The organism is Dermacoccus sp. MPR-E5 (assembly GCF_058809565.1).
Map to the genome: position 1 here is coordinate 21,989 of NZ_JBXASS010000007.1, position 13,805 is coordinate 35,793.

Genomic DNA, 13,805 nt, shown 5'->3' on the forward strand with positions numbered 1-13,805 from the left:
TCGCCCGCAGCCGAGCGGAATCTCATCAGGGCGGTGCTCAAATGGAAGCCCGTAGGGGAAGCTCGAACCGTTCTGGGCGCAGACACGGTCAACCTTCTAGAGGAAGCAGGCGTCGCGCTCCAGGACGTATACATCTTCCGTACCAACCTGAGGAATGCGCCCCCGTGTGCCATGTTTCGCCGCAGCGTAGGTTTCTGCGGCGAGGACGTCGACGCCCTCGAGGATGAGGGAGCGATACCCCCTGAGGTTCTCGCCGGCGTCGTGGCGCACGAGATCGGCCACCTGAGGGGAGGCCAACTCGTGCACCCGGTCGTTTATTGGATGATGACGCCCGCCCTCTTCTGCGGACGCATGTTCAATGCGGCGACGGGCGGAGTGTTCCGCCAACTCCGCCATGACCTCGGGCATTTTGCGACCTTCGCTGTCGGCGCCGTGGCCGCCCTCATGCTCTTGGGCCTGCTGCGCAACCACCCTGTAGCCCTTGGTGCGGGCGTAGCCTGCGCACTGATCTGGACAGGGCTGCTACTGGCCCTGCGCGCCGCCGACCGCGCTGAAGAGTTCCGCGCCGACGACTTCGTGAAGAAGCACGGCCTCGCGCCCGGCTTGACCTCCTACCTCGAAAACCAGCACGACAATGGCAACGAAGAGAGTCAGACGCCACCCATGTCGTGGCTCAACACCCACCCCCCACTGATCGAACGCATCGAACTCCTGGAGAACTGACAGACTCCCCCCGCGCCCAGCGAACGCGAAGGAGGGGTGGTGATTCCACTGGAATCACCACCCCTCCTTCGCGTTCGCTCAGGCGTCCACGTAGTACATGTGGAGCGCGCGGAAGGTGGCCCGGCCGGCGACACCGTCTACGCCGAGGTGGTGCGCGCGCTGGAAGCGCACGACGGCCGCGCGGGTCTGCGGGCCGAAGACGCCGTCAGCGCGAATGCCGAGGTGGCGCTGCAAGTTCGCCACCGAGGCGCGCAGAGTGGAGTCCAGCAGAGTGGTGTACGACGGACCTGAGTGAGCGCGTGCCTTCAACGTAGGCGCGGCCACCAGGTGGATCCTTCGAGTGATCTCTCACAACCAACCTCGAAGAAGGACACCTTGATGACCGCTGGACCCAGTATCGACCCTGCCCGTTTCCTGAACGAGCAGCTGTCCCAGGCGAGCCCCGATCTGATGCGGGACCTGCTCACCACCTTCGTCAATGCACTGCTGTCCGCCCAGGCCGACGCGGTGTGCGGTGCCGGCTACAACGAACGGACCCCGGAGCGGGTCAACTCCCGCAACGGCTACCGCCACCGCGACCTCGACACCCGCGTCGGCACCCTGGATGTCGCCGTCCCCAAGCTACGCACCGGGTCGCTGTATCCGGAGTGGCTGCTCGAGCGCAGGAAGCGTGCCGAACGAGCACTGACCAGCGTGGTGGCGACCTGCTACCTCCTCGGCGTCTCGACGCGGCGGATGGACAAGCTCGTCCAGACTCTCGGGATCACCGGCCTGTCGAAGTCCCAGGTCTCGGTGATGGCCAAGGAACTCGACGAGCACGTCGAAGAGTTCCGCACCCGACGACTCGAAGACGCCGGGCCGTTCACGTTCGTCGCCGCTGACGCGCTGGTGTTGAAGGTCCGCGAAGGTGGCCGTGTGGTGCCGGTGCACGTGCTGGTCGCGACCGGTGTCAACGCTGACGGGCACCGCGAGATCCTCGGCGCGCAGGTCACCACCAGCGAGGACGGCGCCGGCTGGCTCGCGTTCTGGAGGGATCTGACCGCCCGCGGCCTCACGGGGGTCAAGCTCGTCACCTCTGACGCCCACGCCGGGCTCGTAGCTGCGATCGCGGCCACGAGCCCGGGCGCCGGTTGGCAGCGCTGCCGGACCCACTACGCGGCCAACCTGATGTCCGCGACCCCGAAGACCAACTGGCCGTGGGTCAAGGCGTTGCTGCACTCGATCTACGACCAGCCCGATGCTGAGGCCGTGCACGCCCAGTTCGACCGCGTCGTCGACGCCCTGCACGAGAAGCTCCCGGCGGTGGCTGAACATCTCGAAGGTGCCAAGGCGGACATTCTGGCGTTCACGCCGTTCCCGAAAGAGGTCTGGCGTCAGATCTGGTCGAACAACCCGAACGAGCGGCTCAACCGCGAAATCCGCCGGCGCACCGACGTGGTCGGGATCTTCCCCGACCGCGCATCCATCATCCGGCTCGTCGGCGCCGTCCTGGCCGAGCAACACGACGAGTGGGCCGAAGGCCGCCGCTACCTCGGCCTCGACGTCCTCGCCCGCGCACAAGCCGTCGACACCACCACCGAGGAGGTGACCACCGAACTCGAACTACAGGCCCTCACAGCCTGACAACACGACCAACCGAGGGATCAACCTCGTACACCACCCCAGCGGACTTGACCACCGACCTCGCCCGCTGGGGCCAAGACGAACTCCAAGCCGTCGCGCACGCCCTGAACACCCGCCCCCGCAAGGCACTCGGCTGGAAGACCCCCGCAGAAGCCTTCAACGAAGAACTACTGTTGCTGGCACAAGCCGGTGTTGCATCGACCAGTTGAACCCAGTCAGTACACCTCGGCCCAACTCGCCGAGGCCGCAGAAGAGCTCGATGTTCGATTGTCGGTCGGGCGCACCGGGGTCTGTTGGGACAACGCGCAACAGGAATCTTTCTGGTCAACCCTGAAAACCGAGTACTACCATAGGTATTCGTTCACGACCCGGGCCGAAGCCATCACCGGAGTCAGTACCTGGATCGACACGGTCTACAACCGTCGCAGGCGGCACAGCGCCCTCGGTCAGATCAGCCCGACAGCGTTCGAAGACCAACTCACCACCGCGGCTGCTGAAGCCGCATAACCGATGTCCACCAGACGGGGTCAACCCCAGGATGCTTGAGCTGGTGGAGCGCCGGCCGCGGGAAAGCGATTGGGCGGACCCGGCGCTTCGACTCACTCCACCACGGTCGGTAGTAATAGAGTGCGCGGGTGCGTAGCCTTCGTCGGTCCCCGTTCCAGCGTCGGCTCGCTGCTGTGGCGGCAGCGGCCGTGGTGCTGGCCGGAGCCGCTGCTTGTGGTGATGGTTCGAACTCGATTGCTGGCCAGGCCAAGCGTGGCGACAACAAGGGGTACGTCGCCGGTAACGGCCAGATCGAGGTGATCGCACCTGGGAAGCGAAAGAAGCCCGTGGCGCTGGAGGGTACGGCACTGGAGGGCAAGGCGTGGTCGCTCAGCTCGGCCCGCGGCCAGGTGGTGCTGCTGAACTTCTGGGGCTCGTGGTGTCCGCCGCGCCAGAAGGAGCTACCACAGCTGCAGAGCGCCTGGACCCGCTACCGTGCGGCCGGTGCGCCGGTGCAGTTCATGGGTGTACTACAGAAGGACTCAGTGACCTCTGCCAGCGCGACCGCGGCCAAGTTCGGTGTGCGCTATCCCTCCCTGCGCGATGACGGCGGCAAGTCGTTGCTGGGACTGCAGGGGAAGGTCGTCACGGTGCCGACCACATTGGTGATCGACAAGCAGGGCCGGATCGCCGCACGGGTGTCCGGTGAGTCAACCGAGACGACGTTCCGGTCCTTGGTCGACCAGATGCTCGCCGAGCCAGCAACATGACGTCCGACGCGGCCGACGTCGTCGCCAGCGGCAGCCTGCCGCTGGCCGTCATGCTGGCCGTGGCGGCCGGGACCGTCTCGTTCGCCTCGCCGTGCGTGCTGCCTTTGGTGCCCGGTTTCCTCGGCTACGTCACCGGACTGACCGACCACACCAGGCGTACGCGCGTCGTCGCCGGCGCCGCGCTGTTCGTGATCGGCTTCTCCGTCGTGTTCGTCAGCCTGTCGGTGGCGCTCAACGCGGCGATGAGCCTCTTCTTCGGCCACCGGGACCTGCTGATGCGCGGCGGTGGGGTCCTGGTCATCCTCCTGGCGCTGGTCTACCTCGGGTTCATCGGCCAGCGGGGACTGCCGGTCCGGTGGCGACCAGCCGCCGGGCTCCTCGGCGCGCCCGTCCTGGGCATGGTCTTCGGCATCGGCATGAGCCCATGCATCGGCCCCGTCTACGGCGCTATCCAGGTCGCCGCCTCACCGCTGAGCAACGACGGCGCGCCAGTCCTGCGCGGAGTACTGCTCGCAGCCGGCTACAGCCTGGGCCTGGGGTTGCCGTTCGTGCTGATCGCCGCAGGGTGGGCCCGCGCCGACCGCGCCTCACGCTGGCTGCGAACCCACCACCGGGCCACCCAGCGCCTGGGCGGCGTGCTCATGCTCGCCGTGGGTGTCCTGATGGTGACCGGTGCCTGGCAGTCCGCCATGACATGGATACAGGTCAACCTCAGCTCAGGTTTCACCCCCGCTCTGTGACCTGAGCCCCACCGGGCCACGACGACCGTCACCGCGCCCGACATCGGTGTCACCGAGATTGGCCGATCAATGGCTGATGTCGTTATTATCGGCGCATGTCGATGAGAAGTGAGGTTGCAGACGACCCGGGGCTGCAACCAGACCTGACCGCCGCGGTAGCGCTGTTCCGGTCGCTGGCTGATCCCACCCGGCTCGCGATCGCTCGCCGGCTGGCTTCGGGGGAGGCTCGGGTGGTCGACCTGACCGCGGAGCTCGGCCTGCCGCAGTCCACGGTGTCATCCCACGTCGCGTGCCTGCGCGACTGCGGGCTGATCGACTACCGGCCGCAGGGACGGTCCTCGGTCTACCGGGTCACCCACCCAGAGCTGATCGAGCTGTTTGCCGTGGCCGAGACCCTGCTCGGCGCGACCGGCGAGGCCGTTGCACTCTGCCCCACCTACGGAGATGTTGCCCGTCCTGGTGCCGAGAAGGTGAAGCGGTGACCCAGCTGTCCGCCGTCGAGACCGAGCAGCTGACCCGGCGCGGTCTGCGGCTGGCCCAGTTCACCGTCGCCTACAACCTCATCGAGGGCGCGGTCGCGATCACCGCCGGCATCCTCGCCACGACCGAGGAAGTAGCACCATGACGGATGCATGCGGCTGCGGCCACGACGATCCGCGCGATGACGAGCTAGCGGAGCTAGAGCCTGAGCGGCTCTGGGAGGTCAGCGAGCTGCGGTTCGCCGCGTTCGCTGGAGTCTTCCTCGTCGCAGGCTTCATTGCCGACCGCTCCGGTGCCTCCGGTTCGACGGTGACCGGCCTGAACGGCGTCGCCTTGGCGCTCGGCGCCTGGACCTTCGTCCCGAGCACCCTGAAGCGTCTGGTCAAGGGCAAGATCGGCGTCGGCACGCTGATGACGATCGCCGCGGTGGGCGCCGTCATCCTCGGCGAGGTTGCCGAGGCAGCGATGCTGGCCTTCCTCTATTCCATCAGTGAGGGCTTGGAGGAGTACGCCGTCGCCCGCACCCGCCGCGGCTTGCGCGCACTGCTGTCGCTGGTTCCGGCGGAGGCCACTGTCCTTCGCGACGGCACCCAGGTCACCGTCGCTCCGACCGAGCTCGCGATCGGCGACCTGCTCCTGGTCCGTCCGGGTGAGCGCGTCGCGACCGACGGCGTCGTTCGTGACGGTCGCACCGCTGTGGACGTCTCGGCCCTCACCGGGGAGTCCGTCCCGGTCGAGGTTGCCGCCGGAGACGCCGTCTACGCCGGCTCCATCAACGGAACCGGCGTGCTTGAGGTCGAGGTCACCACCACCGCCGAGGACAACTCCCTGTCCCGGATCGTCACCATCGTCGAGGCCGAGCAAGCCCGCAAGGGCAACGCCCAGCGCCTGGCCGACCGGATCGCCAAGCCGCTGGTGCCCGGCATCATGGTCCTCGCCGGAAGCATCTCGATCATCGGTAGTCTGCTGGGCGATCCGGCCACCTGGATCGAGCGCGCGCTGGTCGTGCTGGTCGCGGCCTCCCCGTGCGCCCTGGCGATCTCCGTTCCGGTCACCGTGGTCGCCGCCATCGGTGCCGCCAGCCGCATCGGCGCCCTGGTCAAGGGCGGCGCCGCACTGGAAGCACTCGGCCGGATCCGTGCCGTTGCCCTGGACAAGACCGGCACGCTGACCCGCAACCAACCGTCAGTGGTCCAGGTCGCCACCGCTCCCGGCCACACCCAGGAGCAGGTCCTTGCGATCGCGGCCGCGCTGGAGTCGCGCAGTGAGCACCCACTGGCCCGCGCCATCCTCGCAGCCGTCCCGGTGTACCGCGACGCCGAGAGCGTGGAGGCCATCACCGGGGCAGGCCTGACCGGCACCATCGACAGCCGCCAGGCCAGACTCGGTCGGCCCGGCTGGATACCCGCAGGCGACCTCGCCGACCCGGTCACCGCCATGCAGGAGGCCGGCGCCACCGCCGTGCTGATCGAGTACGACGGTGGCGTGGTTGGCGCCATCGCTGTCCGCGATGACCTGCGGCCCGAGGCCGCGGAGGTCGTCGCCCGACTCCGCGCCGACGGCTACCAGGTCGCCATGCTCACCGGCGACAACGAACGCACCGCCGCCGCGCTGGCCGCCCAGACGGGCATCACCGACGTGCACGCCGAGCTTCGCCCGGAGGACAAGTCGGCCATCATCCGCCGGCTCCGCGAGGACCGGCCGACCGCGATGGTCGGCGACGGAGTCAACGACGCCCCCGCACTGGCCACCGCCGACGTCGGGATCGCGATGGGCGCCATGGGCAGCGACGTAGCCATCGAGACCGCTGACGTCGCCCTCATGGGTGAGGACCTACGGCACCTACCGCACACCCTGACCCATGCGCGCCGCGCCAGGTCCATCATGCTGCAGAACGTCGCACTGTCTCTCGGCCTAATCGCCCTCCTGATCCCGCTCGCTGCTTTCGGTGTGCTCGGACTCGCCGCGGTGGTGCTGGTCCACGAGGTCGCGGAGATCTTCGTGATCGGCAACGGCGTCCGCGCCGGCCGTACCCGGCCGCTCCCACCACCACCGGCAGCCACGCCCGCGGCTTCGGTGCCAGCGGAAGCCGACGCCAGGTGATTGGCCGTGCCAGCGAGACGGCGGCGCCTGCGAGAACAAGTCGCGGCACGGTCCTGCTCACAGCCGCGGCCATCGCTGCGGTGGACCTGATCGCCAAGGGCGCCTCTGAGGCCCGGCTCGCCGAGTCCACCGTCGATCTCGGAGTCATCCAGCTGCAGCTGGCCTACAACTCAGGCGTGGCATTCAGCATGGGCGACAAGCTGCCCGCCGGCGTGGTCGTGGCCATCACCGCTGCCATCTCTGTCGCGTTCGTCTTGTACGCCTGGCACCGGGCTCCGCGAGCCGGGCGGATGGAGCAGATCGCCGGGGGCGCCGTGATCGGCGGCGCCGTCGCGAACGTGGCCGACCGTGCCCGCGACGGCATGGTCACCGACTACCTGCACACCGGCTGGTGGCCCACCTTCAACCTCGCCGACACATTCCTCGTCACCGGATGCGTCGTGATCGCACTGGTGCACGCGCGCCCCGGGCGCGCGGCGGATGACGAAAAGGAACAGCGTCACACCAGGAACCCGTGAACACGGCACCAGAGCAGGCACGCGCGCAGTAGCACTCGAACAACGTCGACGGAAGGAGACGAATACGCATGGATACGACCGCCGCCGCGCTGCAGGCGATCGGCTTGTACCTGGTGACGAACATCGACGACATCATCGTCTTGTCCCTATTCTTCGCCCGAGGAGCCGGGCAACGAGGCGCCACCACCAAGATCATCGCCGGACAGTACCTCGGGTTCGGTGGCATCCTTATCGCCGCATTAGCAGTGACCTTCGGCGCCGGATTCATCCTTCCCGACGACGCCATCCCGTACTTCGGTCTTATCCCGCTCCTGCTGGGCATCTATGCCGCCTGGCAGGCGTGGAGCAACGGCGACGATGACGACAACGTCGCGGACCGGCCCGTCGGCGCCCTCACGGTCGCCGCGGTGACGTTCGCCAATGGCGGAGACAACATCGGGGTCTACGTCCCGGTGTTCCTGGCGGTAGGTACCGGCGCCCTTGTGGCCTACTGCCTCGTGTTCCTGGCGCTGGTCGTCGTCCTGGTCCTCGCCGCGAAGTTCGTCGCAACTCGTAAGCCGATCGCCGAGGTGCTTGAACGCTGGGAGCACATCCTCTTTCCGCTGGTCTTGATCGGCCTGGGCATTGTCATCTTGGTTGAGGGCGGCGCGTTCGGCCTGTGACCCTCAGCTGCCGAACCGGGCTCGGCCAGTTGGCGTTGGTGCAGTCGTCCCCCGGGGTTGGTGTCCAACGCGTCCGGGGCCAGATCGGACCGTCACCCTGGGGCCAGATCGACTTGACACAATCACATTAGCGCGGATGGGGTACACCCTATTTGCGCCGTTTCTCGGCATGTGGCTCGCGTGCAAATAGGGTCCTCGGTGGCACTATTGCTCACCTTGCGCGTAGGGTCTAGACATGCCAGGACAGATCGTGGGGTACGCGCGCGTCTCGTCGACGTCGCAGAATCTAGCCAGATAACTAGAAGCGCTCGGGCGGTCGACGAGCTGTTCACTGACCACCAACCTGGCAAGAGCCGAGCCAATCGCGCTGGCCTGTTGGATGCGCTGCGCTACGTGCGCCGCGGTGACACGCTGCGCGTCGCGTCGATGGGTCGGCTCGCGCGATCACTGATCGACCTCGAGCAGATCGTCTCCGACCTCACCACGCGCAAGGTGAGCGTCGAGTTCGTCAAGGAACGCCTCACCTTCACACCCGATGCTACGGCCGACCCGTTCGCGACGTTCCAACGCCAACTCATCGGCGCCGTCGCCGAACTCGAGCGCTCCTATCCGCGAACGCCAACGCGAAGGCATCGACCTGGCCAAAGCCCGCGGCGTGTACCAGGGCCGCGCCCGCCGCCTCACCGACGAACAGATCGCCCACGTGCGTCAGGCGGCGGCCGCGGGCGATCCCAAGGCCAAGCTCGCCGCCGACCTTGGGGTCTCGCGCCGCCTCATTTACGACGTCATCGCCGGCAACGGCTCAGAAGTTCTGACCGCCCATGTCCTTGAACCGTGAGTAGTGCCCCTGGAACGCGACGGTGATGTCGGCCGTCGGGCCCGCGCGGTGCTTGGCGACGATGATCTCGGCCTCGCCGGCCTTCTCCGATTCCTTGTTGAAGTAGTCGTCACGGTGCAGCAGGATCACCATGTCGGCGTCCTGCTCGATCGAACCCGATTCACGCAGGTCCGCCATCTGCGGGCGCTTGTCGGTGCGCTGCTCGGGTCCACGGTTCAGCTGCGAGATCGCGATGACGGGTACCTCGAGCTCCTTCGCGAGCAGCTTGAGCGCACGCGAGAACTCCGACACCTCCTGCTGACGTGATTCGACGCGCTTGCCCGAGCTCATGAGCTGCAGGTAGTCGATCGCGATGATCTTCAGGTCGTGGCGCTGCTTGAGCCGGCGCGCCTTCGCGCGGATCTCCATGAGCGACATGTTCGGTGAGTCGTCGATGAACAACGGCGCGTCCGAGACGCGACCCATCGTCGTCGCCAGACGCGTCCAGTCCTCGTCACGCATCTGGCCTTTTCGCATGTGCTGCAACTGAATACCGGCCTCGGCCGACAGCAGGCGCATCGTGATCTCCGTGCGCCCCATCTCGAGCGAGAAGAACGCGGCCGTCATGTTGTGATGAATCGCGGCGCTGCGAATGATGTCCATGCCGAGCGTCGACTTTCCCATGGCCGGTCGTGCCGCGATGACGATCATCTGCCCGGGGTGCAGACCGTTCGTCAGCCCGTCGAGCTCGGAGAAACCCGTCGGCACGCCGACCATCTGCCCGTCGGTGCCGGAGGCCTGCTCGATCTCGTCGGCCGTCGCCTCGATGACGTCGCCGAGCCGCACGTAGTCCTCGCCGCCACGCTTGTCGGCGACGGCGTACACCTCGGCCTGCGCGGCGTTGACGATGTCCTCGACGTCGCCGCCCTCGTCGCCGTAGCCCATCTGCACGATGCGGGTGCCGGCGTCCACGAGCCGGCGCAGCACGGCCCGTTCGGCGACGATCTGCGCGTAGTACCCGGCGTTCGCGGCCGTCGGCACCGACGCGATGATCTGGTGCAGGTACGCCTGCCCGCCGATGCGCGCGAGTTCGCCGCGCTTCGTCAGCTCGTCGGCGACGGTGATGGCGTCCGCCGGCTCACCTCGGCCGTACAGGTCGGTGATCGCGTCGAAGATCGTCTCGTGCGCCGGGCGGTAGAAGTCGATGCCCTTGACCTCGGCGATGACGTCGGCGATCGCGTCCTTGCTCAGCATCATGCCGCCGATGACGCTCTGCTCCGCCTGCAGATCCTGCGGCGGCAGCTTGCCCGGCGGCATCGACGACGAACCCGCCCCGTCGAACTCCGGCGGCGCCTCGTACGGCTCCAGCTCAGCCACGCTCACAACTCCTCGAATCGGGTGCCACCCGCCCGGCCGACGCCGCACGATCCGTCACGACCCACCCTTGCACTCACCACCGACAACAGTAGGCAGACGCCCCGTCCGTTCACGAACCCGTCTGTGGACGGTGCTGTGGACAGGGTGTTGGAAACGCCGGTGGCGGTTGTGCACAGACCCGGGACGAACCTGTGGATGATTCGCCAGCCCGTCGTGGGAACCGCGCCACTGCGGTGATTCGCCGATCCACACCCTGTGGACGAAGATTGCTCCCGGTCGTCGACAACCTGGGTTGTCGTCCACAGCCCCGAAAGCTCCCCCACCCCCCACCAGCCGGTCACGTCGCGTTCACGGCCCGCTTGGCGCCCATCGTCCTGCGCGAGGCGGACCACCACGCCACATCAGCCCCACGAGCACCTCGCTGCAGCGAGCGAGGACACCCCGACGCACGAACGTTCGCCGTGGTCATCTTCCGAGGGTGGAACTCTCACATGCGGTCGAGTTCCGCCCCCTGAAGCATGGCGAACCAGTGGGGGGCTGATGCGCCGGGGTGCCATCCCACTCAATCAAGACCACCCCGGCTTCCGGGCGTCACGACACACCTCAGCGCTGGATCGAAACTGTTTTCACAGGTTCACACGCACGGCGCGTGAGCGCCTGCCACCCGTCGACAGCCCGCGCGGTCGACACCCAGCCTGCGCGGCATCCCACGCCGCGCCGCCACGGCAGTGCACGTGAGGCACCCCACCCGGGCAGGCCGGGTGGGGTGTCGCCGTCAGGATCCGTTGCGCGAGACGCCGACCGTGCCCGGGACGTAGGTGGTGCCGAGCTCCTTCGAGTCGGCGATCTTGATGCTCGTGTAGGAGGAGCAGTCAACGATGCCCCAGTGCAGGTGCGGTCCCGTCGAGAAGCCGGTGTTGCCCGACAATGCGATCTTCTGCCCCTGCGAGACTTGCTGCCCCGCAACGACGTTCATCGACGACAGGTGCGCGTACTCCATGCAGAAACCGGAGGCGTCCTTGATGAGGACGGTGTTGCCACCGGTGACGTTGTTCTCGGTCTTGAACACGACGCCCGACGCGGAGGCGACGACCTGCGTCCCCGTCGGAACCCCGAAGTCGACGGCGTGCTTGTCGTAGTACTTGTGATGGCTCGCCGCCCCGTACGGACCCTGCGTGATGGGCGCCGGGTAGCCGTTGAGGAACGGCAGCTCGTACGGCGCGTCCGGGTGGACGAGCGGCGGGACGCCCGGCTGGCCGGGGGTACCGGTGTCACCACCGGTCGCCTGGTCCGTGGCGAGAGCGAGGGCATACGTCGTCTTCGCCCCGACGACACCGTCGACGACGAGGCCGTGCGAGCGCTGGAACGTCACGACCGCCGACTCGGTGAGCGACCCGAACACGCCGTCGACGTTCACCCCGAGCTTCGACTGGATGGCGCGCACGAGCGGGCCCGAGTCGCCGCGTCGGACGACGTCGCCGGCGCTCGGCTGTGCGGACGACGCGTCGAGCGCCGCCCACGTACGGGGGCCGACGACGCCGTCGACGTCGAGGCCGTTGGCGCGCTGGAAGTCCTTGACGGCCGCTGTCGTGACGGGGCCGTACCAGCCGTCGACGACGAGAGCGAGGCGAGCCTGCAGGGTCTTGACGGCCTCGCCGCGCGAGTCGAAAGTCAGCACGGGCGAGATGGTGGGAGCGGGCGCCGGCGCCGGCGTCTCCTGCGCCGCGAAAGCCGGGGCAGCCATCACAGCCGCTCCGGCGACGGGCAGCGTCGCGCCCACGCCGAGCGCGAGGGCGGATCGGGAGCCGCGGGCTGCGGCAGCACCGACGCGCGCGGACTCGACGCGGCCGTGGCGCGTGGCAAGGTGCTTCGGCAAGTACTTCGTCATGGCGGTTCGCTCCGTCGTCGAAGAGCGCCGGTCGACTCGCGGTGGGCGCTCGTGCTCACGTGTCGCACGGGGGTGCGACATGTCGAGGATGCACGAGCCGAACGTCGCCGCAAAGCACCCCGAAAATCACATGCATGTCGTTCTGGCACCCCGTGATCTTCCTGTGATCACGCGGCTGACGGGCACTTTCGGCATGGTTCCGGGCAGCACGAAACGAACATCCTTTCGAGCCTCGAAAAAATGTTCGACGAAATATTCACCATTCAGTTTTGTCCACGATGTGGGACGGCGCTCGGTCCGTCGTCCGCGTCAGCTTCCCCACTGTCGGTACGACCGGATCCGAGCGCCACCCCCTGCCATCGCGGCAGTCTCGACGCCGTCTTTCAGCGCAGCACGCGCGCGTAGCTCGACGGCTTGCCGTAGATCGCGCGAACACCCACGGTGGAACCCGGGTGCGGTGCGTCGATCATCATGCCGTCGCCGAGATAGATGGCGACGTGATACGCCGGGTAGCCGTAGAACAGCAGGTCACCCGGCTGCGGGTTCGTCGTGCTCGGGAAGTACGCCTGCTGCTGCGCGGAGACGCGCGGCATCGTGATGCCGTACTGCTTGAACACGTACGAGACGAAGCCGGAGCAGTCGAAGCCCGACGGCGTCGAACCGCCCCACACGTACGGCACACCCTGGAACGTCTTGGCGTACGCGATGATCTGCGCGGCCGTCGCGGACGGAGCAGGCGTCGTCGGCGTCGTCGGCACCGTGGGAGGCGTCGCCGGCGTCGTCGGCGTCGTGGGCACCGTGGGAGGAGTCGGCGTCGTGGGAGTCGGCGTCGTGGGAGTCGTCGTCGAGCAGCCCAGCTTCGACCACGTCAGCTTGCCGACGATGCCGTCCGCGTACAGACCGTTCTGCGCCTGGAACGAGACGACCCCTGCACGCGTGGCCCGCCCGAAGATGCCGTCGACCTCGACTCCGACCTTGCTCTGCAGCACCTTGACGAGCGCGTGCGTCGAACCGAAGCGCAGCGTCGTGGTGTTCGCGGAGCACGTCGTCGGAGTGGTCGGCGTCGTCGGAGTGGTCGGCGTTGTCGGAGTCGTCGGCGTCGTCGCCGCAGCGAGCTTCGCCCACGTCAGCTTGCCGACGATGCCGTCGGCGTACAGCCCGTTGCTGCGCTGGAACGACTTCACCGCCGACAGCGTCGCAGGGCCGAAGATGCCGTCCGCGTTGACCTGGAGCTGCGCCTGGATCGCCTTCACCGCTTCCCCACGGGAGCCGAAGAACAGGACGGGCTTGACGGTCGGTGTGGTCGCACTCGGCGTGGTCGTACCCGTGCCGGGTGCGGCCATCGCGGGCGCGGCCGCGACGAGGGCTCCGGTGGTCGGGATGGCGAGTGCCACCCCGGCGCCGAGGCCGGATCGAAGAGCGAGCTGCGGGCGCACGGTGCGCTCGCGTCTCCTCATGTGCAGGGGAGCATGTGTACTCAAGTGAGCAGCCTTTCTACGGTTTTCGCGTTCCAGCGCACCGCGTCTCCAGGGTGGAGACGCACGCCACTGCCACACCCTCGCCAGCCCCCGCTCACAAAGGTGCAGGCTTCACTCTGCCCGAGCGTTTCCTGAGTGCG

14 protein-coding genes and 3 pseudogenes are annotated in these 13,805 nt (G+C 67.8%); 13 read left to right on the plus strand and 4 right to left on the minus strand.

Annotated features, from left to right (window positions below; translation table 11 throughout):
* The first annotated feature begins 33 nt into the window (after window positions 1-33).
* Window positions 34-723 (plus strand): M48 family metalloprotease, encoded by a 690-nt coding sequence (locus AC1RS9_RS06785; protein ID WP_136788240.1) that lies wholly within the window; start codon window positions 34-36, stop codon window positions 721-723.
* A gap of 78 nt (window positions 724-801) precedes the next feature.
* Here the strand turns inward: AC1RS9_RS06785 and AC1RS9_RS06790 are convergent, their stop codons facing one another.
* Window positions 802-1,047 (minus strand): peptidoglycan-binding domain-containing protein, encoded by a 246-nt coding sequence (locus AC1RS9_RS06790; protein WP_040014492.1) that lies wholly within the window; start codon window positions 1,045-1,047, stop codon window positions 802-804.
* 54 nt (window positions 1,048-1,101) lie between these two features.
* Between AC1RS9_RS06790 and AC1RS9_RS06795 the strand changes: the two genes are divergently transcribed.
* The 12 genes and pseudogenes from AC1RS9_RS06795 to AC1RS9_RS06850 all read left to right on the plus strand — a co-directional run bounded on the left by AC1RS9_RS06795 (window position 1,102) and on the right by AC1RS9_RS06850 (window position 8,943).
* Window positions 1,102-2,346 (plus strand): IS256 family transposase, encoded by a 1,245-nt coding sequence (locus AC1RS9_RS06795; protein ID WP_040014493.1) that lies wholly within the window; start codon window positions 1,102-1,104, stop codon window positions 2,344-2,346.
* Window positions 2,347-2,399: 53 nt separating this feature from the next.
* A pseudogene (locus AC1RS9_RS06800) lies at window positions 2,400-2,555 on the plus strand (IS30 family transposase); the annotation flags it as partial.
* Between the two features lie 4 nt (window positions 2,556-2,559).
* Window positions 2,560-2,853: pseudogene (locus tag AC1RS9_RS06805) on the plus strand (integrase core domain-containing protein); the annotation flags it as partial.
* A gap of 173 nt (window positions 2,854-3,026) precedes the next feature.
* Window positions 3,027-3,602, plus strand: coding sequence for a TlpA family protein disulfide reductase (locus AC1RS9_RS06810; protein ID WP_473956790.1), 576 nt, complete (start codon window positions 3,027-3,029; stop codon window positions 3,600-3,602).
* The gene (locus AC1RS9_RS06815) at window positions 3,599-4,342 is read left to right on the plus strand and encodes a cytochrome c biogenesis CcdA family protein (protein WP_006944749.1); all 744 of its coding nucleotides are present in this window, start codon (window positions 3,599-3,601) and stop codon (window positions 4,340-4,342) included. Before AC1RS9_RS06810 ends, AC1RS9_RS06815 begins: the two co-directional genes overlap by 4 nt.
* Before the next feature lie 95 nt (window positions 4,343-4,437).
* Window positions 4,438-4,824 carry an ArsR/SmtB family transcription factor gene (locus tag AC1RS9_RS06820; RefSeq protein WP_006944798.1) on the plus strand — a complete coding sequence of 129 codons (387 nt, stop codon included), beginning with the start codon at window positions 4,438-4,440 and terminating at the stop codon, window positions 4,822-4,824.
* Window positions 4,821-4,967, plus strand: coding sequence for a hypothetical protein (locus AC1RS9_RS06825; RefSeq protein ID WP_006944664.1), 147 nt, complete (start codon window positions 4,821-4,823; stop codon window positions 4,965-4,967). Before AC1RS9_RS06820 ends, AC1RS9_RS06825 begins: the two co-directional genes overlap by 4 nt.
* Window positions 4,964-6,925 (plus strand): heavy metal translocating P-type ATPase, encoded by a 1,962-nt coding sequence (locus AC1RS9_RS06830; RefSeq protein WP_006944623.1) that lies wholly within the window; start codon window positions 4,964-4,966, stop codon window positions 6,923-6,925. The genes AC1RS9_RS06825 and AC1RS9_RS06830 overlap by 4 nt, the downstream gene beginning before the upstream one ends.
* Window positions 6,922-7,443 (plus strand): signal peptidase II, encoded by a 522-nt coding sequence (gene lspA / locus AC1RS9_RS06835; RefSeq protein WP_006944688.1) that lies wholly within the window; start codon window positions 6,922-6,924, stop codon window positions 7,441-7,443. Before AC1RS9_RS06830 ends, lspA begins: the two co-directional genes overlap by 4 nt.
* 68 nt (window positions 7,444-7,511) lie before the next feature.
* Window positions 7,512-8,105, plus strand: coding sequence for a cadmium resistance transporter (locus AC1RS9_RS06840; protein ID WP_006944675.1), 594 nt, complete (start codon window positions 7,512-7,514; stop codon window positions 8,103-8,105).
* Between the two features lie 198 nt (window positions 8,106-8,303).
* Window positions 8,304-8,675 (plus strand): annotated as a pseudogene (locus AC1RS9_RS06845) (recombinase family protein); the annotation flags it as partial.
* Between the two features lie 85 nt (window positions 8,676-8,760).
* Entirely contained in the window at window positions 8,761-8,943 is a 183-nt protein-coding gene (locus AC1RS9_RS06850) for a helix-turn-helix domain-containing protein (protein WP_446026595.1), read from the plus strand.
* Here AC1RS9_RS06850 and dnaB read toward each other — a convergent pair.
* From dnaB to AC1RS9_RS06865, 3 genes are all read right to left on the minus strand, one after another.
* The gene (gene dnaB, locus AC1RS9_RS06855; protein ID WP_074041083.1) at window positions 8,908-10,305 is read right to left on the minus strand and encodes a replicative DNA helicase; all 1,398 of its coding nucleotides are present in this window, start codon (window positions 10,303-10,305) and stop codon (window positions 8,908-8,910) included. The genes AC1RS9_RS06850 and dnaB overlap by 36 nt on opposite strands.
* Window positions 10,306-11,074: 769 nt before the next feature.
* Entirely contained in the window at window positions 11,075-12,187 is a 1,113-nt protein-coding gene (locus tag AC1RS9_RS06860) for a peptidoglycan-binding protein (RefSeq protein ID WP_492920932.1), read from the minus strand.
* A 383-nt stretch (window positions 12,188-12,570) separates the two neighbouring features.
* Window positions 12,571-13,668 carry a C40 family peptidase gene (locus AC1RS9_RS06865; protein WP_139023553.1) on the minus strand — a complete coding sequence of 366 codons (1,098 nt, stop codon included), beginning with the start codon at window positions 13,666-13,668 and terminating at the stop codon, window positions 12,571-12,573.
* Between the last annotated feature and the right edge of the window lie 137 nt (window positions 13,669-13,805).